The 23400-nt window shown below is 69.8% G+C and carries 20 protein-coding genes; 12 read left to right on the top strand and 8 right to left on the bottom strand.

Annotated elements, in window-relative coordinates:
• A partial coding sequence (locus tag DY218_RS10835; RefSeq protein WP_233521487.1) for a SpoIIE family protein phosphatase occupies window positions 1-1776 on the top strand: 1776 nt, incomplete at its 5' end.
• 165 nt (window positions 1777-1941) lie between these two features.
• A complete protein-coding gene (locus tag DY218_RS10830; protein ID WP_128555739.1) occupies window positions 1942-3405 on the top strand; it encodes a catalase in 1464 nt (487 codons plus the stop codon).
• A gap of 30 nt (window positions 3406-3435) precedes the next feature.
• Here the strand turns inward: DY218_RS10830 and DY218_RS10825 are convergent, their stop codons facing one another.
• Complete coding sequence (locus tag DY218_RS10825; RefSeq protein ID WP_128555738.1) at window positions 3436-5706, bottom strand: transglycosylase domain-containing protein; 2271 nt, start codon at window positions 5704-5706, stop codon at window positions 3436-3438.
• Between the two features lie 243 nt (window positions 5707-5949).
• On the opposite strand from DY218_RS10825, the gene DY218_RS10820 reads away from it, so the two are divergent.
• The 6 genes from DY218_RS10820 (at window position 5950) to DY218_RS10795 (ending at window position 12785) form a co-directional block, all read left to right on the top strand.
• Complete coding sequence (locus DY218_RS10820; RefSeq protein WP_128555737.1) at window positions 5950-6909, top strand: SPFH domain-containing protein; 960 nt, start codon at window positions 5950-5952, stop codon at window positions 6907-6909.
• A complete protein-coding gene (locus DY218_RS10815) occupies window positions 6906-7211 on the top strand; it encodes a hypothetical protein (RefSeq protein ID WP_407703599.1) in 306 nt (101 codons plus the stop codon). Before DY218_RS10820 ends, DY218_RS10815 begins: the two co-directional genes overlap by 4 nt.
• A 261-nt stretch (window positions 7212-7472) precedes the next feature.
• Window positions 7473-9077, top strand: coding sequence for a hypothetical protein (locus tag DY218_RS10810; protein ID WP_128555735.1), 1605 nt, complete (start codon window positions 7473-7475; stop codon window positions 9075-9077).
• A 152-nt stretch (window positions 9078-9229) separates the two neighbouring features.
• Window positions 9230-9754, top strand: a complete 525-nt coding sequence (locus tag DY218_RS10805) for a PadR family transcriptional regulator (RefSeq protein WP_128555734.1) — start codon at window positions 9230-9232, stop codon at window positions 9752-9754.
• Complete coding sequence (locus tag DY218_RS10800; RefSeq protein ID WP_128555733.1) at window positions 9751-10437, top strand: ABC transporter ATP-binding protein; 687 nt, start codon at window positions 9751-9753, stop codon at window positions 10435-10437. The genes DY218_RS10805 and DY218_RS10800 overlap by 4 nt, the downstream gene beginning before the upstream one ends.
• The gene (locus DY218_RS10795; protein ID WP_128555732.1) at window positions 10434-12785 is read left to right on the top strand and encodes an ABC transporter permease; all 2352 of its coding nucleotides are present in this window, start codon (window positions 10434-10436) and stop codon (window positions 12783-12785) included. The genes DY218_RS10800 and DY218_RS10795 overlap by 4 nt, the downstream gene beginning before the upstream one ends.
• On the opposite strand, the gene DY218_RS10790 is transcribed toward DY218_RS10795, so the two are convergent.
• Window positions 12772-13758, bottom strand: coding sequence for a hydrogen peroxide-inducible genes activator (locus tag DY218_RS10790; RefSeq protein ID WP_128555731.1), 987 nt, complete (start codon window positions 13756-13758; stop codon window positions 12772-12774). The genes DY218_RS10795 and DY218_RS10790 overlap by 14 nt on opposite strands.
• 150 nt (window positions 13759-13908) lie before the next feature.
• On the opposite strand from DY218_RS10790, the gene DY218_RS10785 reads away from it, so the two are divergent.
• The 3 genes from DY218_RS10785 (at window position 13909) to DY218_RS10775 (ending at window position 15515) form a co-directional block, all read left to right on the top strand.
• Entirely contained in the window at window positions 13909-14463 is a 555-nt protein-coding gene (locus DY218_RS10785) for a peroxiredoxin (protein WP_128555730.1), read from the top strand.
• Window positions 14464-14479: 16 nt separating this feature from the next.
• Complete coding sequence (locus DY218_RS10780; protein WP_128555729.1) at window positions 14480-15025, top strand: alkyl hydroperoxide reductase; 546 nt, start codon at window positions 14480-14482, stop codon at window positions 15023-15025.
• Window positions 15026-15143: 118 nt separating this feature from the next.
• A complete protein-coding gene (locus DY218_RS10775) occupies window positions 15144-15515 on the top strand; it encodes a cyclophilin-like fold protein (RefSeq protein WP_128555728.1) in 372 nt (123 codons plus the stop codon).
• A 14-nt stretch (window positions 15516-15529) separates the two neighbouring features.
• Here DY218_RS10775 and DY218_RS10770 read toward each other — a convergent pair whose 3' ends face one another.
• From DY218_RS10770 to DY218_RS10750, 4 genes are all read right to left on the bottom strand, one after another.
• Window positions 15530-16945, bottom strand: a complete 1416-nt coding sequence (locus DY218_RS10770) for an AI-2E family transporter (RefSeq protein WP_128555727.1) — start codon at window positions 16943-16945, stop codon at window positions 15530-15532.
• A gap of 136 nt (window positions 16946-17081) precedes the next feature.
• A complete protein-coding gene (locus tag DY218_RS10765; protein ID WP_128555726.1) occupies window positions 17082-17801 on the bottom strand; it encodes an aggregation-promoting factor C-terminal-like domain-containing protein in 720 nt (239 codons plus the stop codon).
• 399 nt (window positions 17802-18200) lie between these two features.
• Window positions 18201-19523, bottom strand: coding sequence for a PhoH family protein (locus tag DY218_RS10760; protein ID WP_128555725.1), 1323 nt, complete (start codon window positions 19521-19523; stop codon window positions 18201-18203).
• A 329-nt stretch (window positions 19524-19852) separates the two neighbouring features.
• Entirely contained in the window at window positions 19853-20614 is a 762-nt protein-coding gene (locus DY218_RS10750; protein WP_128555723.1) for an isoprenyl transferase, read from the bottom strand.
• A gap of 170 nt (window positions 20615-20784) precedes the next feature.
• Between DY218_RS10750 and mgrA the strand changes: the two genes are divergently transcribed.
• On the top strand, window positions 20785-21822 hold the full coding sequence (mgrA, locus tag DY218_RS10745) for an L-glyceraldehyde 3-phosphate reductase (protein ID WP_128555722.1): 1038 nt from the start codon (window positions 20785-20787) through the stop codon (window positions 21820-21822).
• Window positions 21823-21862: 40 nt separating this feature from the next.
• Here the strand turns inward: mgrA and DY218_RS10740 are convergent, their stop codons facing one another.
• Together DY218_RS10740 and DY218_RS10735 are read right to left on the bottom strand one after the other, a co-directional pair.
• Window positions 21863-22402 (bottom strand): hypothetical protein, encoded by a 540-nt coding sequence (locus tag DY218_RS10740; protein WP_128555721.1) that lies wholly within the window; start codon window positions 22400-22402, stop codon window positions 21863-21865.
• Between the two features lie 170 nt (window positions 22403-22572).
• Complete coding sequence (locus DY218_RS10735) at window positions 22573-23349, bottom strand: prepilin peptidase (RefSeq protein ID WP_233521488.1); 777 nt, start codon at window positions 23347-23349, stop codon at window positions 22573-22575.
• Window positions 23350-23400 lie beyond the last annotated feature (51 nt).

Raw genomic sequence — 23400 nt, 5'->3', positions numbered from 1 at the left:
CGGCCCCGCGCGGCAGGCGAGGAGCTGGCCGGCACCGTCGCCGACCGGGCGGCCCGCCTCGAGGGCGAGCGGCGCGAGGGCGACCGGCTGCGCTTCGTGGGCGCGGCGACGCGGCGCATCGCGCGCGGCATCGACCTCGACGAGATCGTGATGGGCCTGTGCCGGGCGACGGTGCCGACGTTCTCCGACGCCATCCTGGTGTATCTGCGCGATCCGCTGCCGGTGGGCGACGAGCGGCCGATCGGGCCGATGGTGCTGCGGCTGAGGCGCACCGACCGGCTGCGCCTGATAGGCGAGGACACCGACACCGACGGCGGTGCGGCACTGCTGCCGTCCGCGCAGCTGCAGCCCGACATGCCGGCCGGTGCCGAGCTCTGCGAGGTGCGCTCGGGCGGGGCGCTCGCCGAGGTGCTGCGGGGGGTCAGGCCGGTGTTCACGGACGGGCAGACGGCTCGTGACGCACTGCCCGAGCTGCTGGGCCCTGGGCGCGGAGTGCCGGCCGGTCAGCGCACGATCCTGGCCCCGCTGCGGGGCAGGCGGCGGGTGATCGGCGCCGCGGTGTTCGTACGGCGCTCCGACAAGCCGGCCTTCGAGGCGGACGATCTGCTTGTCGCCGCGCAGCTGGCCACGCACACCGCGCTCGGCATCGACAAGGCCGTGCTGTACGGCCGCGAGGCGTACATCGCCGACGAGCTGCAGCGCACCATGCTGCCGGAGACCCTGCCGCAGCCCACCGGGGTGCGGCTCGCCAGCCGCTATCTGCCGGCCGCCGAGACCGCCCGGGTCGGCGGCGACTGGTACGACGCGATCCCGCTGCCCGGCAGCCGGGTCGCCCTGGTCGTCGGCGATGTGATGGGGCACTCCATGACGTCCGCGGCGATCATGGGTCAGCTCCGTACCACTGCACAGACCCTGGCCGGGCTCGATCTGCCGCCGCAGGAGGTCCTGCACCATCTCGACGAACAGGCCCAGCGGCTCGGCTCGGACCGCATGGCCACCTGCCTGTATGCGGTGTACGACCCGGTGTCGCACCGCATCACCATCGCCAACGCCGGGCATCCGCCGCCGGTGCTGTTGCACATCGGCGGGCGGGCCGAGGTGCTGCGGGTGCCGGCGGGCGCTCCGATCGGTGTGGGCGGGGTGGACTTCGAGTCGGTGGAGCTGGACGCGCCCGCGGGGGCGACGCTGCTGCTGTACACCGACGGCCTGGTCGAGTCGCGGATCCGCGACGTGTGGACGGGCATCGAGCAGCTACGTGAACGGCTCGCCGCCACCGCCCAGTTGACCGGCCCCGACCACTCGCCGCCGCTCGAGGCGCTCTGCGACGAGGTGCTCGACATGCTGGGGCCCGGGGACCGCGACGACGACATCGCACTGCTCGCGGCCCGCTTCGACGGGATCGCGCCGAGCGATGTCGCGTACTGGTATCTGGAGCCGGAGGACTCGGCGCCGGGGCGGGCCCGGCGGCTCGCCCGCCGTGCGCTCAGCCGCTGGGGGCTCGAGGAGCTGACCGACTCGGTGGAGCTCCTTGTCAGCGAGGTCGTGACGAATGCCGTGCGCTATGCGTCACGTCCGGTGACGCTGCGGCTGCTGCGTACGGACGTGCTGCGCTGCGAGGTGGGCGACGACGTGCCGCAGCTGCCGCGGCTGCGGCAGGCCCGGGCGACGGACGAGGGCGGCCGCGGGCTGTATCTGGTGAACAAGCTCGCCCGGCGCTGGGGCGCGACGCGGCTCTCGACCGGCAAGGTCGTCTGGTTCGAGCTGAACCACGGCTGACGGCTGAGCTTGCGTCGCTGGGGTACGCGGCAGGGGTCCGCCGCCGGGGCCCGAGTCCGAGATCGGACAAATCGGGGCTGCGAAATGTTGCCGACAGCTCGTCGGAAGCGTTGACTGGCGAGGTGGACGAAGCGACCCAATCTCCTCTTGGACGGAGGCAGGCTCGTGACCGAGGCACCGCACAAGGATCCGTTCACCACGTCGAACGCCGGCATTCCGGTGGAGAGCGACGAGCATTCGCTGACTGTCGGGCGGGACGGCCCGATCCTGCTGCACGACCACTACGCCATCGAGAAGATGGCCCAGTTCAACCGCGAACGGGTCCCCGAGCGAGTGGTGCACGCCAAGGGCTCGGGAGCGTACGGCACCTTCGAAGTGACCAACGACGTCAGCCAGTTCACCAAGGCCGACCTCTTCCAGCCGGGCAAGCGGACCGAGATGCTGGCCCGCTTCTCGACCGTCGCCGGTGAGCAGGGCTCGCCCGACACCTGGCGCGACCCGCGCGGTTTCGCCCTCAAGTTCTATACGGAGCAGGGCAATTACGACCTGGTGGGCAACAACACGCCGGTGTTCTTCGTACGGGACACCATCAAGTTCCAGGACTTCATCCGCTCGCAGAAGCGGCGGCCCGACAGCGGTCTGCGCGACCACGACATGCAGTGGGACTTCTGGTCCCTGTCGCCGGAGTCGGCGCACCAGGTGACCTGGCTGATGGGCGACCGCGGGCTGCCGAAGACGTACCGGCACATGAACGGCTACTCGTCGCACACGTACATGTGGATCAACGGCGGCGGCGAGAAGTTCTGGGTCAAGTACCACATCAAGACCGACCAGGGCGTCGAGTTCCTCACCCAGGACGAGGCGGACGAGCTGGCCGGCCGGGACGCGGACGTGCACCGGCGCGATCTCTTCGACTCGATCGCGAGCGGAGACGCACCGAGCTGGACGATGCATGTGCAGGTCATGCCGTTCGACGACGCGCCCGACTACCGCTTCAACCCCTTCGACCTGACCAAGGTGTGGCCGCACGGCGACTACCCGCTGATCGAGGTCGGCCGGATGCGGCTCGACCGGAACCCGGACGATTTCTTCGTCCACATCGAGCAGGCGGCCTTCGAGCCGTCCAACATGGTGCCGGGCATCGGCCCGTCACCGGACAAGATGCTGCTCGGCCGGATCTTCTCCTACCCGGACACCCACCGGTACCGGATCGGCCCCAACTACGCGCAGCTGCCGCCGAACCGGCCGCACGTCCCGGTGCGTTCGTACGCGAAGGACGGCCCGATGCGCTTCGAGCCGAACCGGGTGGGCGCGGTGTACGCACCGAACTCCTACGGCGGTCCGGCGGCCGACCCGGCGATGGCCGGGGAGCCGGCGGGCTGGGAGGCGGCCGGTGAGATGGTCCGCGAGGCGTACTCGCTGCACCGCGATGACGACGACTTCGGGCAGGCGGGCACGATGGTCCGCCAGGTGCTCGACGACGCCGCCCGCGACCGGCTCGTCTCCAACATCGTGGGGCATCTCTCGGACGGCGTCTCCGCGCCGGTCCTGGAGCGCGCGCTGCAGTACTGGCGCAACGTCGACAAGGACCTCGGCGACCGGGTCGCGGCGGGGGTGAACGGGGCCTGAGCGGCCCCGCTCCCGCTCCGACCGCCCCGCTCAGCGCTGCCGGCGGTCCGGGATCTCCGGGATCGAGGGACCGTCGCTCGGGCGGCTCGGGTCCTCCGGGTCCTCCGTCGGCGGTGTGAAGGTCGGCTCGTCGGTGACCGGCGGCTCCGGTGTCTCGCTCGGCTGCTCGGGCTCGTCCGGCTCGTCGTCGGGCGGGTCCGGGGCCTCGGGCGTCTCGGCCGGCTCATCGGGCTCGTCCGGCTCCTCCTCGCTCCGCGTCGGATCCGGCGGCGGCGCCACCCCCGTGCCCATGTCGGTGTCCAGGTCGAAGCGTGCGTCCGAGCCGCCGTCCAGGGCGCCCAGGGTGTACGCCGCCCAGATCCGGGACGGGAAGCCGCTGCCGTGGATCTTGCCGTCGCCGCCCGCGCCGGCGAGCGAGACGTGGTCGTACTGCTTGGCCTTGCCGCCGCCCGGCCGCTTCAGCTCGGCCACCTGCGGGTCGGGGGCCTCGCCGAACATGCCGACGACGGTGACCAGTTCGGGGGTGTAGCCGGCGAACCAGGCCGAGACGTTGTTGTCGGATGTGCCGGTCTTGCCCGCCGCCTCGTAGTTGCCGGAGGCGACCGCGGAGCCGGTGCCGTCGTTGACGACGCCCTGCATGACCGAGGTGACCGAGTCGGCGGTCTGCCGCTTGAGCACCTGGTCGCCGACCGGCTCGGGCTGCACGTCGTCCGGGCGGTCCTTGTGCGTGGCCTTCTTGACGATGGACGGCGTGATCTTCTTGCCGTGGTTGTCGAGGGTGGCGTAGACGCCTGCCATGTCCATGGGGCTCGCGCCCATCGAGCCGAGAGTCATCGCCGGGTCCTGGCTGATCTTCTGCATGCCGAGGTCGGACGCGGTCTGCTGTACGCGGTCCATGCCGACGTCGGCGCCCATCTGCGCGAACACCGAGTTGACCGAGTTGTCCATGGCGCGCTGCACGGTGATGTCGCCGTAGTCCTTCTTGCCCTCGTTGGGCGGGGCGTAGCCGGACTTGCCGCCCTTGACGGGGCGGCCGCTGGTGCCGTCGTAGACGGTGTCGGCGCGGATCGGCTGCCCGTCCTGGGTCTTGGCGTCGTTCTCCAGGGCGGAGGCGAGGATGACCGGCTTGAAGGTGGAGCCGGGCTGGTAGTCGCGGCGGGTGGCGTTGGACGTGTAGTGCTGCGCGTAGTCCTCGCCGCCGTAGAGCGCGACGACCTTGCCGGTCTTCGGGTCGACGGAGACGGCGCCGGCCTGCACGGCGGCGTCGACCTTGCGCTGGTCCTTGTCGAGCTTGTCGGTGAGGGTCCGCTTGACCGACTTCTCCAGGGACTTCTGCTTCTTGCGGTCGACGTTGAGGGTGATCGTCCAGCCGCCGGCCTCGATCTCGGCCTCGGTGACGCCCTGGTCCATGAGCTGCCGGTTGGCGGCCTCGACCAGGTAACCGGACTGGCCCTTCAGGCCCTTGGCGGGCTTCGGCTTGTCCGGCACGGGGAACTTCAGGCCGCTGCGCTCGCCCGCGTCCAGCCAGTTCTCCTCGACCATGTTGTCGAGTACGTAGTTCCAGCGGGCCTTGGCGAGCTTCTTGCCCTTGTCGGTGGCGACCGCCCAGTCGTACTGGTTCGGGGCCTGCAACAGGGCCGCGAGGTAGGCGCCCTCGCCGACGGTCAGGCGGTCGGAGTCCTTGTTGTAGTAGGCCTGGGCGGCGGCCTGGATGCCGTAGGCGCCGCGGCCGTAGTAGCTGGTGTTGATGTAGCCCGCGAGGATGTCGTCCTTGGACTTCTTGCGGTCCACCTTCAGGGAGATGACCAGTTCCTTGAGCTTGCGGCTCACGGTCTGGTCCTGGTTCAGGTAGTAGTTCTTGACGTACTGCTGGGTGATCGTCGAGCCGCCCTGCTTGCCCTTGCCGGAGACCGTGTTGATCAGACCGCGGGCGGTGCCCTTGAAGTCGACGCCGGCGTCTTTGTAGAAGGACTTGTTCTCGGCGGCGACGAAGGTCTTCTGGACGTCCTTGGGGATCCGGTCCAGGCCGACGATCTCGCGGTTGACGTCGCCGGTGCGGGCGAGGACGGTGCCGTCGCTGTACTTGTAGACGTTGCTCTGCTTCTTGGCGTCCTCGGCGGCCGCGGGCACGTCCACGTAGAGGTAGAGGCCGATGAAGCCCACCATCGCGATCAGGCCCAGGGTGAAGAGGGTGCCGAGTATCCGCTTCAGCGAGAAGACGCGGCGTATGCCCCCGCCGGACCGTTCCGCCCGGCGTGCACCCCCGCCCTGCCTCGTTCGTCGTCCGTCCGCTCGGCCCATTGCCCTGTCGCTCCAGTCAGTTCGGCTCCCCCCGGGTCAGCTCATGAAGCTAACACCGGCCAAGTGGGTCAAGTGCTCCCAATGCGGTCGTATCGGGACGTGACAATCAGCACCCACTCCTATGGGAACCGACGATCGAGAGGTGCGAAGGGTTGCCGTGTCGGGTAAAGTGATAGCAGTTTGCTAAGTCGACGGAAGCGCGCCGGACTTCGCCTGCGCGCCGATACGGAACGGGGGACGACCATGTCCGCACAGCACGACACCCCACCCACGCCCGAGGCCGCCGCCGGGGCGAGCACCGGTCCCGAGATGCCCGCGCCCCGGGTCCGTGAGCAGCAGGCGCACTCCATCGGCGGCGGACTAGCCCTGCTGCTCGGGCTGATCGGTCTCGTCGGGGGCGCCGGTCTGATCGTGGCCGGCGCCGCCTCCGGGTCGAACGCGGTCAAGGTCACACTGATCATCGTCGGCGTCCTTGTGGCGATCGCCGCCTTCCTCGCGATGTGCGGCCTGAACATGGTGGCGCCGGGCGAGGCCCGCGTGGTCCAGCTCTTCGGCCGGTATCGGGGCACGATCCGCACCGACGGCCTGCGCTGGGTCAATCCGCTGACCACCCGCACCAAGATCTCCACTCGGGTGCGGAACCACGAGACGGCCGTCCTGAAGGTCAACGACGCCTACGGCAACCCGATCGAGCTCGCCGCGGTCGTGGTGTGGAAGGTCGAGGACACCGCGCAGGCCACCTTCGAGGTGGACGACTTCCTGGAGTTCGTCTCCACCCAGACCGAGGCCGCGGTCCGGCACATCGCCATCGAGTACCCGTACGACGCCCACGACGAGGCCGGGCTCTCGCTGCGCGGGGACGCGGAGGAGATCACCGAGAAGCTCGCGGTGGAGCTGTCCGCGCGGGTCGAGGCGGCCGGCGTGCACATCATCGAGTCCCGCTTCACGCACCTCGCGTACGCCCCCGAGATCGCCTCGGCGATGCTGCAGCGCCAGCAGGCCGGCGCGGTGGTCGCCGCGCGGCGGCAGATCGTGGACGGCGCGGTCGGCATGGTCGAGGCGGCGCTCGCCCGGATCACCGAGCAGGACATCGTGGAGCTCGACGAGGAGCGCAAGGCGTCGATGGTGTCCAACCTGATGGTGGTCCTGTGCGGGGACCGGTCGCCGCAGCCGGTCATGAACACGGGCTCGCTCTACCAGTGAGCGACGCATCGCCGGGGGCCGCACCGCCCCCCGATCCCGAGTCCGCCCCGGCACCGGCCGCGCAAGGCCGGCGCCGGGGCAGCCAGGCGCGCAAGCAGGTCCTGCTGCGGCTCGACCCTCAGGTGTACGAGGCGCTCGCGCGGTGGGCCGGGGACGAACTGCGGTCGGCGAACGCGCAGATCGAGTTCCTGCTGCGGCGCTCCCTCAAGGAGGCGGGGCGGCTCCCCGGCTCCGCAGGGCCCATTCCGCGGCGCGGCCGGCCGCCCAAGTCCCCGCCGGGGGACGGGGATCCGGCTCCCTGAGCGCCCGTTTGCCCGCCCGTTCCACCGCTTCTCGCGCCCGTTTGGCCGTTCCTTCGTGCCCGATTGGCCCCCAGCTGTGCTTTGGGCCCTGGTCTGGGCCTTTGAGCCCTGTCCCGTGAATCCCCGCCGTCGCTACGGTGCGGCCCTCCCGCGGGCGTCGTGCCCCGGAGACGCCGGCGAGCGAGCGACGGACGAGGTGACACGCCCGTGACCGACCACACGAGCGATTACGCAAGAGACGACGCGAGAGACAGCGCCCGGATGCGCGCAACAAGGCGTGCTTTAGCGGCGAACACCGGCGCGGGCACCGCCGAGTACCTGGCGATCCTGGGGGTGATCGCCACCGTGGTCGCCGCGGTCGTCGCACTGAACATGCCGGGCGATGTGTCCACGACCACCTCGGGGGCGGTCTGCCGCATCCTGGGCACCGGCGACGACTGCGGGGACAGCGACGGCGGGGACAACGATGTCGGCGGCAGGGGCGACAAGCCCGGCGGCGACGGACCGCAGATCGACCCCGCCGACGACACCGAGCCGGCCTCCGACCAGCCGGACGAGAACGCCGAACCGGGCGACGACAACGGCAACACCCTGCCCAGCCTGTGCAACGCCCCCCAGGAACGCTCGTCGAACTCGAACGTCTCCGTCCCCGGCAACGGCCCCGCGAGCACGGCGGCCGCCTGGGGCTACTCCCAGCTGGTCAACTTCGTGATCGACAAGATCGACAACGAGAAGAACAAGGAGAAGCGGGTCAAGGCGGCGCTCGACGACCTCGCCTACTGCCTGCCGGACTACAACATCGTCATCGCCAAGCCGCAGGAGGGGAACCTCCAGGAGATGGACGGTTCGGCGATGATCCAGACCGTCGAGATCAGCGGCCAGAAGTACCGCATCTACGCCTTCAAGACCGGCAAGTTCACCTGGGCCGAGGGCAATGACCTCGGCTGGAAGAACCGTGCCTTCTACGGGAACTTCGACGTCAGCGAGGACCGCAGGACCGTCACCTTCGAGGAGCGGGCCCGCCCCAAGCGCAAGAAGGACTGGAAGCCCGGCGACGAGGGCTGCCAGGTCGAGGGCCAGGAGCCGCCCGACCGGAGCCGCTACTACAACACGTACAGCCCGCTGGACAACGAGGGATCGTCGGCGGCGGTCCGGATGCTCGTCAACGACATGCGCCGCTGCTACCCCGACTACAACGTGGTCGCCATGCACTCCGAGCAGAAGTCGCACTGGGAGGAGGAGCCGGACCAGTTCATCAACAAGAGCAGGTACCGGCTGAACTCCACCGAGTACCACGACGACGAGGAGGGCAACGACATCGAGTCGGGCCGCGCGGTCTTCGACGTCTACGTCTTCGACAAGGGCAAGTTCAAGAACGACGGCGACGGCGGCTTCAACAACTGGGCGATCTACGGCGAGTTCGAGCGCGACGGCATGGAGGTGGAGTTCGACACCCCGGACCCCGCCGACCTGAAGAACACCGCCGACAAGACCGGCACGGAGAAGGTCAACTTCAACGACGGCGCACCCAAGTACACGGACACCGACAAGAGCAAGTACCCCGGCACGGACTACGACGGCAAGGTGCCCGGCGACAAGTCCGAGCTGAACCAGTCGCTGGTCGAGGAGTACCGAAAGAGCTTCCCCGACAAGAACATCGTGACCGTGAAGAACTTCGACGAGATCTCCTTCTCCGAGGTGTCCGGGCTCGAGCACCTGGCGGAGGTCGACGGCGTCGACGTCTTCGCCATCGACGACGGCACGATCACCAACAAGGGCGACGGCGGCTGGAAGAACTGGGGCTTCGGCGGCAACTACGACCGCGAAGGCGACTCGAAGACGGTGACGTTCAAGAAGAACAAGTAACCACGGGCAGGAGGACGCAAGGAACCGTCGGCGCCGGGAAGCCGCAGGTCGCGGCCCCGGCGCTGCGCTGTCCGGCACTGTCCCGCACGGTCCCGAGAGATATACACAGGGGGTATACACAAGCGGTATACACCCCGTGTACAGTGCTCCGCATGTCCATCGGTCACACCTTGCTCGGACTCCTCGAGTCCGGCCCACGCCACGGCTACGACCTCAAGCGCGCCTTCGACGAGAAGTTCGGCCACGACAAGCCCCTGCACTACGGGCAGGTCTACTCGACGATGTCCCGCCTCCTGAAGAACGGCCTCGTCGAGGTCGACGGCATAGAGGCGGGCGACGGGCCCGAACGCAAGCGGTACGCCATCACCGAGGCCGGCATCACCGACGTCGGCCGCTGGCTCGCCTCACCCGAGAAGCCCGAGCCGTACCTGACCTCCACGCTCTACACCAAGGTCGTCCTCGCCCTGCTCACCGGACGCGACGCCGGCGACCTGCTCGACGTACAGCGCGCCGAACACCTGCGGATGATGCGCGCCCTCACCGAACGCAAGCGCAAGGGCGACCTCGCGGACCAACTCATCTGCGACCACGCCCTGTTCCACCTCGAGGCCGATCTGCGCTGGCTCGAACTGACCACCGCCCGGCTCGGACAACTCGCGAAGGCGGTCAACGCATGATCCCCGCAGGCTCCCTCCTCGTCGCCGAGGGCCTCCGCAAGACCTACGGCCCCACCACCGCCCTCGACGACGCCGGATTCTCCATCCACGCCGGCGAGACCGTCGCCGTCATGGGCCCCTCCGGCTCCGGCAAGTCCACCCTCCTGCACTGCCTCGCCGGCATCGTCACACCCGACGCCGGCACCATCCACTTCGACGGCCGCGAACTCTCCGCGATGAGCGACGCCGAACGCAGCGCACTGCGCCGCAGCGAATTCGGCTTCATCTTCCAATTCGGCCAGCTCGTACCCGAGTTGACCTGCGTCGAGAACGTCGCCCTGCCACTGCGCCTGACCGGCACCAAGCGCAAGGACGCCGAACGCCGCGCCCTCGGCTGGCTGGAGCGCCTCGAGGTCGACGACGTCGCCGCCAAACGACCCGGCGAGGTCTCCGGCGGCCAGGGCCAGCGCGTCGCCGTCGCCCGCTCCCTCGTCACCGGCCCGCGCGTCGTCTTCGCCGACGAACCCACCGGCGCCCTCGACTCCCTCAACGGCGAACGCGTCATGCAACTGCTCACCGAAGCAGCCCGCTCCGCCAACGCCGCCGTCGTCCTCGTCACCCACGAGGCCCGCGTCGCCGCCTACTCCGACCGCGAGATCGTCGTACGCGACGGCCGCTCGCGGGACATGGAGCACGCCGTATGAACAACCCCCGAACCTGGACCCGCGACCTCGGCCTCGGCATGCGCTTCGCCGTCACCGGCGGACGCGAGGCCTGGGTACGCACCGCCCTCACCGCGATCGGCGTAGGACTCGGCGTCTGCCTGCTCCTGGTGACCACCGCCATACCGAGCGCGCTCAGCTCCCGGGACGCCCGCGGCGACGCACGCAACGACACCCGCTTCGCCGAGAAGGTGATGCCCGCCGCCGACGACACCCTCGTCGTCTCCGCCGTCGACACCGAATACCGCGACAAGAACATCCGCGGCCGCCTCGTCGCACCCGACGGACCGAAAGCACCGCTGCCGCCCGGAGTGTCCGCGTACCCGAAGCCCGGCGAGATGGTGGTCTCCCCCGCCCTCGCCGAACTCCTCGAGTCCGACGACGGCAAACTCCTCGCCGACCGGCTCCCCGACCGCCAGGTCGGCACCATCAGCGACACCGGCCTCATCGGACCCGGCGAACTCGCCTACTACGCAGGCGCCGAGAAACTGGAACCCACCGGCTATCCGACCGAACGCATCGACCACTTCGGTCCGGCCCAACCCGGCCAGGACGAATTCGACCCGGTGATCGTGCTGCTCACCCTGCTCGTCTTCGTCGTCCTCCTGATGCCGGTCGGAGTGTTCATCGCCGCCGCCGTCCGCTTCGGCGGCGAACGCCGCGACCGCCGGCTCGCCGCACTCCGCCTCATCGGCGCCGACAGCCGCATGACCCGCCGCATCGCCGCCGGCGAATCCCTCGCCGGCTCGCTGCTCGGACTCGTACTCGGCACCGGCTTCTTCCTGATCACCCGCGCCGCGGCCGCCGACATCGAAGTCGTCGACGTCAGCGTCTTCCCCGCCGACCTCGACCCGAGCCCGGCCCTCGCCCTGCTCGTCGGCATCGCCGTACCCGCCTCCGCCGTCGCCGTCACCCTCTTCGCCCTGCGCAGCGTCGTCATCGAACCGCTCGGCGTGGTCCGCACCGCCAAGCAGCCCCGGCGCAAACTCTGGTGGCGCCTGCTGCTGCCCCTCGGCGGACTCGCCCTCCTCTACCCGATGATCGGACAGGGCCGGGACGGCGGCCGCTTCAACGAATGGCTCGTCACCGGCGGCGTGGTCCTCCTCCTCGTCGGCATCACCGCACTCCTCCCCTGGCTCGTCGAAGCCGTCGTCGCCCGCCTCGGCCGCGGCTCACTCTCCTGGCAACTGGCCGTACGCCGCATGCAGTTGAGCAGCGGCACCGCCGCCCGCATGGTCAACGGCATCGCCGTCGCCGTCGCCGGCGCCATCGCCCTGCAGATGATGTTCGCCGGCGTCGAGGGCGACTACACCAACCCCACCGGCCAGGACACCAGCCGCGCGCACATGGAGGTGCACGTACCCGACTCCGAACGCGCCGAGCAGCAGGCCCGGGAGACCCGCAGCCGCCTGCAGCAGACCCGAGGCGTCACCAAGGTCTCCGAACCACTGATGACCGCGTCGGTCGCCGAGCGCCCCAAGGACGCCGACTCCAACGCCCTGGCCCACATCGGCAGTTGCAACGCCCTGCGTGAGATCGCCAAACTCCCCTCGTGCAAGGACGGCGACGTCTTCGTCATCCCGCGCAGCAAGGACTACGGCGACGACACCGAGGCGGCCCGGCTCGCCAAGCCCGGCAAACGCCTCTACGTCGACCCGATGAACAACCGCTTCCACGGCAAGAACCCGGCCTGGGAACTGCCGGCCAAGATCCGCGAGGTCACGCCCCGCAAGAGCCCCGACGGCTACCTCAACACCGGCCTCCTCGCCACCACCGGCGCCGTCCCCGCCGACGGGCTGCCGATCCGCAGCGGCGCCATCTGGGTCAACACCGACGGCTCCGACCCGGACGTCACCGAGCGGGTGCGCAACGCCGGAGCCGCCGCATCCCCACTCACCGAGGTCTACGTCTACGCGGCCGACGAGGAGACCGAACGCTTCGCCTCCCTGCGCACCGGCCTCTACGTCGGCGCCGTCGCCGTCCTCGCCCTGATCGGAGCGAGCCTGCTCGTATCCCAGCTCGAACAACTGCGGGAACGCCGCAAGTTGCTCTCCTCCCTGGTGGCCTTCGGCACCCGCAAGCGGACCCTGAGCCTCTCCGTGCTCTGGCAGACCGCCCTGCCCGTCGCCCTCGGCCTCACCCTCGCCACCGTCGTCGGCATCACCCTGGGCTCCGTACTCCTGAAGATGGTGTCCCGGCCCATCTCCCCGGACTGGACCTCGGTCGGCGCCATGACCGCCGCGGGCGCGGCCGTCGTCCTCGTCGTGACGGCACTGAGCCTCCCGCCGCTGATCCGCCTGATGCGGCCCGACGGCCTCAGGACGGAGTGAGCACACCGGTGTCCGCGCCCGACCGCGCGGACACCGGATCCGGCTCCGCCACCCGCACCGGCAACGGCCGCAGCGCGGCACGCAGCGCCGCCGCGAAGTCCTCGTACTCGGCGCCGCGTGCCGCGCCCGTACGCATCGCCAACGCGATCCGGCGGGTCGGCGCCGGCTCCGCGAAGTACCCGGTCAACAGCTGACTGCTGCGGCTCGTCTCCACCGACACCGCCGTACGCGGCAGCAGCGTCACCCCGAGACCACCCGCCACCAACTGCACCAGCGTGGCCAGCCCCGCCGCCGTCGTCGTCACCGGCTGCCCGTCACGGCCGGCCTCCCGGCAGATCTCCAGCGCCTGATCACGCAGACAGTGCCCCTCGTCGAGCAACAGCAGATCCAGCGACCGCAACGCCTCACGCGGAATACCCTCCCGACCGCCCAACCAGTGATCCAACGGCGTCACAAGCACGAAGTCCTCGTCGAACAACGGCAGTTCGGTGACCCCCTGCACCGAGAGCGGCACCGCCAGCAACAGCAGATCAAGCCGCCCCGACCGCAGCCCCTCCACCAGCGACACCGTCTGCTCCTCGTGCACCTGCAGATCGAGATCCGGATAGCGCTCCTGGGCGAGGCGCAGCACCGTCGGCAGCAGATACGGCGCCACCGTCGGTATCACCCCGAGCCGCAGCGCTCCGGTGAACGGCGCCCGCACCGCCTCGGCCTCCTCCATCAGCTCCCCCACCGCTTCGAGCACCGCCCGGGCCCGCACCGCAAGCCGCTCCCCCGCCGCCGACAGCATCACCCGCCGCGTCGTACGCTCCACCAACTGCACCCCGAGCAGCTCCTCGAGCGCCGACACCGCCCCGGACAGCGCAGGCTGACTCGTCCCCGTAGCAGCGGCCGCATCCCGAAAATGCAAATGCTCCGCCACCGCCACAAACCCCCGCAACTGCGCCAGACTCGGCTGCCGCCCCCGCCCCATTGCCACACCCTCCGATTGATATGCGCTGCCGATCAGCGGCATCGAGTGTAGCTATTTCTTTGATCAATACTCGCCGTGCCAGGATCAGAGCGGTCCAACCCTCATGGAATAGCCCGATATCGGGGCATTCCACCGCTGCAAGGAGAGCGCGTGCTCACTGTCGGTGACAAGTTCCCCACGTACGATCTGACCGCCTGCGTCTCGCTCGAGGCCGGCAAGGAGTTCGCACAGATCGACCACAAGTCCTACGAGGGCAAGTGGCGCGTGGTGTTTTTCTGGCCGAAGGACTTCACGTTCGTCTGCCCGACCGAGATTGCCGCCTTCGGGAAGCTGAACGGCGAGTTCGCCGATCGTGATGCGCAGATCCTCGGTGTCTCCGGTGACTCCGAGTTCGTGCACCACGCCTGGCGCAAGGACCACGACGACCTGCGCGACCTGCCCTTCCCGATGCTGGCCGACTCCAAGCACGAGCTGATGCGGGACTGCGGTGTCGAGGGCGAGGACGGCTTCGCGCAGCGTGCCGTGTTCATCGTGGACCAGAACAACGAGATCCAGTTCTCGATGGTGACCGCCGGTTCCGTGGGCCGTAACCCCAAGGAGGTCCTGCGGGTCCTCGACGCGCTGCAGACCGATGAGCTGTGCCCGTGCAACTGGTCCAAGGGCGAGGACACCCTCGACCCGGTCGCGCTGCTCTCCGGCGAGTGAGCGAGGATACGACGACATGGCACTCGACGAACTGAAGTCCGCCGTCCCGGACTACGCCAAGGACCTGCGTCTGAACCTGGGTTCGGTGATCGGCAACTCCGATCTGCCGCCGCAGCAGCTGTGGGGCACGGTGCTCGCCTGCGCGATCGCCTCGCGCTCGCCGCGGGTGCTGCGTGAGCTGGAGCCCGAGGCTCGGCAGAACCTGTCGCCCGAGGCGTACACGGCGGCGAAGTCGGCCGCGGCCGTGATGGCGATGAACAACGTGTTCTATCGCACGCGTCACCTGCTCTCCGACCCGGAGTACGGCACGATGCGCGCGGGTCTGCGGATGAACGTCATCGGCAACCCCGGTGTGGAGAAGGTCGACTTCGAGCTGTGGTCGCTGGCCGTCTCGGCGATCAACGGGTGCGGCCAGTGCCTGGACTCGCACGAGCAGGTGCTGCGCAAGGCCGGTGTCGACCGGGAGACGATCCAGGAGGCCGTGAAGATCGCGGCGGTGCTGCAGGCGGTGGGTGCCACCCTGGACTCCGAGTCGGTCCTTGCGGAGGCTGCGGGCGTCTGACGCGGCTGGTACGACCGGATTCGAAGGGCCTCGCCGTGCGGCGGGGCCCTTCGCCGTACGAGGGCCGGGGGCGCGGGACCCCTTCCCAAGAATTTCAACATCTTGTTGAATCGCCGGTATGCGTATCCGAATCTCCTGGCCTGCCGGCCGACTGCACGCCACCCTCGAGGACACCCCGACCACGCGCGCGCTGGAGAAGGCTCTGCCCGTCTCCGCCGCGGCTCATGTCTGGGGCGAGGAGGTGTACTTCGACGCCGGGTTCAGCGTGCCCCGTGAGGCGGACGCCCAGCAGGTGGTCGAGCCCGGCACCGTGGCGTTCTGGACGGACGGTGACGCGCTCGCGCTGCCGTACGGGCCGACTCCGATCTCGCGCGGGGACGAGTGCCGGCTTGCGAGCCCGTGCAATCTGCTCGGCGCCCTCGACGGTGATCCGCGGCTGCTCGCCACGATCCGCGAGGGCGATCCGGTCCGCGTGGAGGCGGCTGACTGACCCGCGCCTGCCCGTCAGACTGCGTCCGGGGAGTCCTCCGGGCGGGTGCCGGGCGCCGGCGTCGGTGCGACGTCGGCGACCGTCGCGCCGTGCGGCGGTGGGGAGTTGCGGAGCGACTGCTCGGCCGCGTGGGCGCGCAGATAGCCGACCACGGTGTTGGTGACGGCCACCAGCGGTACGGCGACCACGGCGCCCCCGATGCCGGCGATCAGGCCGCCCGCGGCGACGGAGAGGACGACGGCCAGCGGGTGGACCCGTACGGCACGGCCGAGGATGAACGGCTGCAGGATGTGGCCCTCGATCTGCTGCACGGCGAGCACCACGATCAGTGCCATCAGGGCGGTGAACACGCCCTGGGTGACGAGCGCGACGACCACCGCGAGTGCGCCGGAGATCACTGCGCCGACGAGCGGGATGAAGGCGAAGAGGAAGATGAAGACGGCGAGCGGCACGGCCATCGGCACATCGAGGAAGTAGATGCCGAGGCCGATGAAGATCGCGTCGATGAGGGCCACTATCACCGTGCCGCGCACATAGGCGGTGAGGGTGCGCCAGGCGCGGGGTCCTGCTCCGGCGACGCCGGGGCGGGCCTGGGCGGGTACCAGTTTGAGGCACCACTTCCAGATGCGCTTGCCGTCGTAGAGCAGGAAGAGGGTGGAGAACATCGCGAGGAGGATGCCGGTGAGGATCTCCACCATGACGGTGACGCCCTCGAGTCCGGCGGTGGTGATCTCCTCGGTGTTGGTGCCCACGGCTTCCCGCAGGTTCTTGGCGATGTCCTTGATCTGGTCCTCGGTGACGTGGAAGGGGCTTTCCAGGAGCCACCGTTGGAGTTCGTCGATGCCTTCCTGGACGCGGTTGGAGAGGGTGTCGATGTTCTCCATGACCTGCCACACCACGAACCAGCCGACGAGGCCCATGATGACGAAGCCGGCGATGAAGGTGACGGCGGTGGCGAGCCCGCGTGGCAGGCCGAGATGCTTGAGCCGGGCGACGGTGGGCTGCAGCAGCGCGGTGATCAACAGCGCGGCGACGAAGGCGAGTACGACGAGCTGGACGGCGCTGATGGCGCGCATCAGGACCCAGAGGGCTCCGGCGAGGACGAGCAGGCGCCAGCCGGCCTCGGCGGCGACGCGCAGTCCCCAGGGGACGGCCGCGGCGGCTTCGGGCCTGGCCGCTATGGCGGGGGCGTAGTCGGGAGGTGCGGGGACCTGGGTGCCGGGGCCGGTCTCCTCGTCGTCGCCTGCGTCGCCGTTCGCGCCGTGGTGCTTCGCGGTATCGGGGGTGGCGGTGGGCCGGTCCGGGGTGCGGTCGTCGGGCACGTCGTCGTTCACCTCACGGGCGGCGCGTTCGCGGCGTTCCTCCAACCGCTCCCCCGCGCGCGTCAGTCCGGCGCCGAGCCGGCCGAACCACCCTGGCAGTCTCGACATGATCTTTCCTTTTCCCCCCACGACAATGCCCCCGGATTTCCGTCTCGACGACCGTACACGCGCGAAGCCCCCCACCGAAGGACGGTGGAGGGCTTCAGGAAGTTGAGTGCGCGTGCACCTCGGTGCGGCGGGCGACTCAGTACCAGTTGTTCGCCTGCCAGAAGTCCCAGGCGCCACACGGGCTTCCGTAGCGGTCGTTCATGTAGTTCAGGCCCCACTTGATCTGGGTGGCCGGGTTGGTCTGCCAGTCGGCGCCGGCGGAGGCCATCTTGGAGCCCGGCAGGGCCTGGACGAGGCCGTACGCGCCCGAGGACGGGTTGGAGGCCTTGTAGTTCCAGGTGGACTCGTGGTCCACGATGTTGCTGAAGCACTGGAACTGGTCGCCCGGCACCATCTGCCGTGCCATCGCCTGGACCTCGGCGACGCTGTAGGAGCTCTGCGGCGCGAAGTCGCCCGAGTCGGCGGTGGCCTGAGAGCGTGCCTCGGAGCGGCTCGCCTTCTCCTCGGCCTCGCGGGCCTTGGCCGCCTTCTCGTCGGCGATCTTCTTCTCGGCCGCTTCCTTCTTGGCGACCGCGTCCTTGGCGGCCTGCTGACGCGCGGACTGCTCCGCCGTCTTCAGGGCTGCCGAGTCGGCCGCGACGGCCTGGGCCTGTGCCTGGTGCGCGAGCGAATCCGTCTGCACCTCGGCCTGTTGGCCTGCGGGAATGTCAGCGAGGAGAGTCGCGCCGTCGGCCGCCGTTGCCTCCATGTCGTTGGAGGACTCGGTGTTGCCCGAGGCAACGCCGACGACAGCACCGACGGTGGTGACCGCGGTGGCGGATGCCACTGCGAATCCCCGGACCGAAATCCGGCTCACACGGTTTCCTTCCAGCATCGCCCGAGAGGTGACCCGGCGGGCGCTAATCGTGCCCCTGACACTGGCCTCCCCCTGATACACGGTCACGGGAGGCGCGGACCCGGTGGGGCAACCCTGTGATGCGGGCGGCCTCTTGGAGCTCGGGTGGCATGCAGCGGCGCTATGAAGTTTGTGTGGTGCGATACCGCTGGGGGTACCGGTGTGCCGCATGCGGGGCCTGACAGGACCCAGACTCTGCCGGAAGCGGACGCCTCGAGGCAATTCTGCGTTGCGTGTTAAAGCTCACACTCCGTTTGACCCAGGAGTTTTGAGGAAATGCGCGCGTGTCACGACGCCGCCCGGCTAGGCTCTTCGCCTTTGCCGGGCGGCGCGCAATTCGGCCAACTGGTGTACTACGCCTCAGATATGACCGTCCTCCAGCATTTCGGTCACGAGGGCCGCGATCTGCGAACGCTCGGAGCGGGTGAGCGTGACGTGGGCGAAGAGCGGATGGCCCTTCAGCTTCTCGACCACGGCGACGACTCCGTCGTAGCGGCCGACGCGGAGATTGTCCCGCTGGGCCACGTCGTGCGTGAGGACGACCCGGGAATTCGCCCCGATTCTGGACAGAACGGTCAAGAGGACGTTCCGCTCCAGGGATTGGGCCTCGTCCACGATGACGAACGCGTCGTGCAGCGAGCGGCCGCGGATGTGGGTGAGCGGCAGCACCTCGAGCATGCCGCGCCCCACCACCTCCTCGATCACCTCACGGCTCGTCACCGCGGACAGGGTGTCGAAGACCGCCTGCGCCCAAGGGCCCATCTTCTCGGCCTCGGTGCCCGGCAGATAGCCGAGCTCCTGCCCGCCGACCGCGTACAGCGGCCGGAAGACCATCACCTTGCTGTGCTGCCTGCGCTCCAGTACGGCGTCGAGCCCGGCGCACAGCGCGAGCGCCGACTTGCCGGTGCCGGCCCGGCCGCCCATCGACACGATCCCGATGTCCGGGTCGAGGAGCAGATCGAGCGCGATGCGCTGCTCGGCGCTGCGGCCCTTGAGGCCGAACACCTCGCGGTCGCCGCGCACCAGTCGTACGTCCCCTTCCGGCGCGACCCGGCCGAGTGCCTTGCCGCGCTCGGAGTGCAGGGTGAGTCCGGTGTGCACGGGCAGCTCGGCCGCCTCGGGCGCGAGCACGGAGCCCTGCTCGAAGAGCAGGTCCACCTGCTCGCCGGAGAGCGTCAGTTCGCTCATGCCGGTCCAGCCGGAGTCCGTGATGGCGAGCTCGGCGCGGTACTCCTCGGCGAGCAGGCCGACGGACGAGGCCTTGATCCTGAGCGGCAGATCCTTGGAGACGACCGTGACGTCGTACCCCTCCGCCTGCAGATTGCGGGCGACCGCGAGGATCCGTGAGTCGTTGTCCCCCATTCGATAGCCGGCCGGAAGCACGCCGGGATCCGAGTGGTTGAGCTCGACGCGCAGCGTGCCGCCCAGGTCGCCGAGCGGGATGGGGGCGTCGAGGCGGCCGTACCGGACGCGGTAGTCGTCGAGCAGGCGCAGCGCCTGCCGGGCGAAGTAACCGAGCTCGGGGTGGTGCCTCTTGGCCTCCAGCTCCGTGACCACGACGACGGGGAGCACCACTTCGTGCTCGTCGAAGCGGGCCAGGGCGCCCGGGTCGGCAAGGAGGACGCTGGTGTCGAGAACATAGGTGCGCCTGTCGGGCATGCGGCGCTTAGTGCTGGTCACCACGGAAGGACGTACCCCCTCGGATGAGGTCGGGGAGCGACGGCGTCGCGGGGGACTGGACCGGGCTCTGGCTCCCATGCGGGCCGAGCTCCGGCCCTCCGCGATCCGTACTGCGTACGGTCCTTCTGGTGCAAGGGGCCTCCCGGGCGGACGGTCACGTACCGTCCGCTGAGATGCGGAGCCCCTTGGTGCGGGCTCCGATCTGGAAGGGATATTCCCTCGAACACCCGATGCCATGCCACCGGTTGTGACGGCGGGTGAGTGAAATCGGGGTGACGGTTGTCACGGACGTGCGCGGGGTGCGCCGTCCGTGTCTCCCCGTGACGGGACCGTCAGGCGCCGTAGCGCCGGTGGCGGGCCGCGTAGTCGCGCAGGGCGCGCAGGAAGTCGACCTTGCGGAAGGCGGGCCAGAAGACTTCGCAGAAGTAGTACTCGGAGTGCGCGGTCTGCCAGAGCATGAAGCCGGAGAGGCGCTGTTCGCCGCTGGTGCGGATGACGAGGTCGGGGTCCGGCTGGTCGCTCGCGTAGAGGTGGCTGCCGATCATGTCGGTGTCGACGATGTCGGCGAGGGCCTCCAGGCTGCTGCCCTTGGCGGAGTGGTCGAGGAGCATGGAGCGCACGGCGTCGGCGATCTCCTGGCGGCCGCCGTAGCCGACGGCGACGTTCACCACTATCCCGTCGACATGGGCCGTGCTCTCCTCGGCCTCCTTGATGGCGCTCTGCATCGGGGCGGGCAGCAGGTCGAGGGTGCCGACGTGGCGGACCCGCCAGCGGCCGTCGGTGGCGAGGGTGCGGACCACGCCCTCGACGATCTCGAGGAGCGGCACGAGCTCCTCCTGCGGGCGGTCGAAGTTGTCCGTGGAGAGCAGCCAGAGGGTGACGACCTCGACATCGGTCTCGGTGCACCAGCCGAGGAACTCCCCGATCTTGTCGGCGCCGGCCCGGTGACCCTGCGCCGCGGTGCTGCCGGCGGCGCGTGCCCAGCGGCGGTTGCCGTCCATGATCACACCGATGTGCTTGGGCACGGAAGCGTGGTCGAGGCGGCCTTCGACCCGGCGTGCGTACAGCCGGTAGACCAGGTCGCGCAGGTTCACTCTCTTCAGCCCCTCTGTGCAGACGGCAGTCCGGTGGTCGGTGCGGAGGTCGCTCGAGGTCGGAAGTCACTCGATCCGGCACGCCCGGCAGTGTCCAGGGCGACACACTACCGCTGTGCGCGAAGGATCCGGGACCACGGGTACGGGCACCTCTGACGTAGCTTCGTCACATGAACGACGCCTCTTTGTACCGCGCATCCGAGGACCGCTACGACTCGATGGAGTACCGCCGCTCCGGTCGCAGTGGCCTGAAACTGCCCGCCGTGTCGCTCGGCCTGTGGCACAACTTCGGCGACGACCGCGCGCTCGACTCGCAGCGGGCCATTCTGCGCCGCGCCTTCGACCTCGGGGTCACGCACTTCGATCTGGCCAACAACTACGGTCCGCCGCCCGGCTCCGCCGAGCTGAACTTCGGCAAGCTGCTGCGGCAGGATTTCGCCCCGTACCGGGACGAACTGGTCCTGTCCACCAAGGCCGGATATCTCATGCACCCCGGCCCGTACGGCGAGTGGGGTTCGCGCAAGTATCTGCTCTCCTCGCTCGACGCGTCCCTGAAGCGGATGGGGACGGACTACGTCGACATCTTCTACTCGCACCGCTTCGACCCGGACACCCCGCTCGAGGAGACGATGGGCGCGCTCGCGTCCGCCGTGCAGCAGGGCAAGGCGCTGTACGTGGGCGTCTCCTCGTACAACGCCGAGCAGACCCATGAGGCGGCCCGGCTGCTCAAGGAGATGGGGGTGCGGCCGCTGATCCACCAGCCCTCGTACTCGATGATCAACCGCTGGACCGAGGACGACGGGCTGCTGGACGCCCTGGAGGCGGAGGGCATGGGCTGCATCTCGTTCGTGCCGCTCGCCCAGGGGCTGCTCACCGGCAAGTATCTGAAGGGCATTCCGGAGGGGTCGCGGGCCACGCAGGGCAAGTCCCTCGACCCGGGCCTGCTTTCGGACGAGGTCGTACGGCGGCTCAACGGTCTGAACGACATCGCGCAGCGGCGCGGTCAGTCGCTCGCGCAGTTGGCGCTGAGCTGGGTGCTGCGTGACGAGCGGATGACCTCCGCGCTGATCGGGGCGTCCAGCGTGCGGCAGTTGGAGGAGAACGTGGCGGCGCTCGCCGGTCCTGAGCTCACGGCCGACGAGCTGACCGAGATCGACACCTTCGCGGTGTCCACTCCGGGCACCAACATCTGGGCCGGCCGGAGCTGATCCGCCGCGCGCGGCCGGGCCGCCGGTGTCCTGTCTGGTCCTACTGGAAGGAGCCCGGGTGGCCCGGCTGCGGTGCGTACCGGGGGCGCTTGAACCAGGCGCCCGCGCTGCGCTGGCTGAGCAGGACGATCAGGGCGATGGCGCAGAGCAGCGGGAGCAGTCCGCCGGTGCGGCCGTTGGCGGCCGCACCGAGGGCCGCGAGGATGTGCAGGCTCGCCAGGACGATGGAGGCGATCCGGGTGCCGCTGCCGGCGTTCTTGCCGTAGGTCAGGCCGAGGAAGAGCAGTACGAACGTGAAGATGTTGGAGCCGACCGTCGCTCCGGCCGGCTGAGCTCCGTACCTCGCGCCGACGACGACCGTGCCGAGCAGTGCGAGACCGCCCATGACGTAGGTGAGGACCTGCGCGGCGCGCACCGAGCCCGGCATCGCCGGCATGAAGGGCTGCCCGTAAGGGAGTTGAGCGCCGTGGGGCGGCTGGGCTGCGTACGGGGGCTGGCCTGCGTACGGGGGTTGGCCTGCGTACGGGGGCTGGTTTCCGTACGGCCCTTGGTTTCCGTAGGGCGGTTGGTCGTTCGACATGCACCTGACCCTAAAGGCCGTCCGGACGGCGGGGGTTGAGGGGGTGCGGGGACTGCTCGCCGCGGGCATGAAAAAACGGGCCGGTCCGTGGGGGGGATACGGACCGGCCCGAGGGGGGGTTTCCACCATAACCCTTCGTGAGCGATGCCGTGTGCATCGGCGTGGCGTAATTACACTCCGAGACCGCCGAGCAACAGCGCGGTGAAGGATCCGGCGAGCATGCTGGGGCCGAGCGGCATCGCCGTACGACGCCCCGCCCGCTTGGACGACAGCAGGATGAACGCGTAGGCGCCGCCGTAGAAGATGCCGAGCACGAAGCCCCGGACGACGCTGTCCCAGCCGTACCACCCAAGAGTGACGCCGAGCACGAGCGCGAGCTTGACGTCGCCGAAGCCCATGCCGCTCGGGTGGATGAGAAAGAGGATGAAGTAGGCGCCGCCCAGGCCGAGTCCGCCGAGCAGGGCGGTGGTCCAGGAGCCGGTCGCGGAGTCGCCGAGGGCGGCGAGGCCGAGCAGCGCGGCGGCCGCGCCGGCCGCGGGCAGGGTGAGCAGGTCGGGCAGCCGGTGCACCGTGGCGTCGATCACGGCGAGCAGCACGCCGACGGGCAGCAGGAGCAGCCAGACGGCGGTCTCGGGGTGGAGGCCCGAGGTGGCCGCGAGCGCCGCGCAGAGCAGCGCGGTCACGACGGCGAGTACGGGGGTGCGGGGGCCGAACCAGGGTGCTGCGGCAGTGCTGTTGACGGGGCTGACGGTCGCGGGGGGCTCTTCGGGATCCGGGTCCGAGTCCGGGCCCGGGTCCGGCCGGGATTCGGGATCGGAGTCCGGTGCGGGCTCGGGGTCCTGCGCCGGGCCGGGGTCCGCGTGCGTCTCCGCCCCCGTCGTCGTCTCCGTCGTCGCCCCTGTCGTCGTCTCCGTCTCCGTCTCGGTGTCCGGGACGGTGGCCGGCACCGTCGCGGCGGGCGCCGGCGCTCCGGCCGTGGCGCAGGCGGCGCAGCGGGC

The sequence above is a fragment of the Streptomyces triticagri genome, assembly GCF_003429565.1.
Classification (GTDB): domain Bacteria; phylum Actinomycetota; class Actinomycetes; order Streptomycetales; family Streptomycetaceae; genus Streptomyces; species Streptomyces triticagri.
Note: the sequence above shows the minus strand (reverse complement) of the source record. Positions and strands in the feature narration are given on the sequence as shown.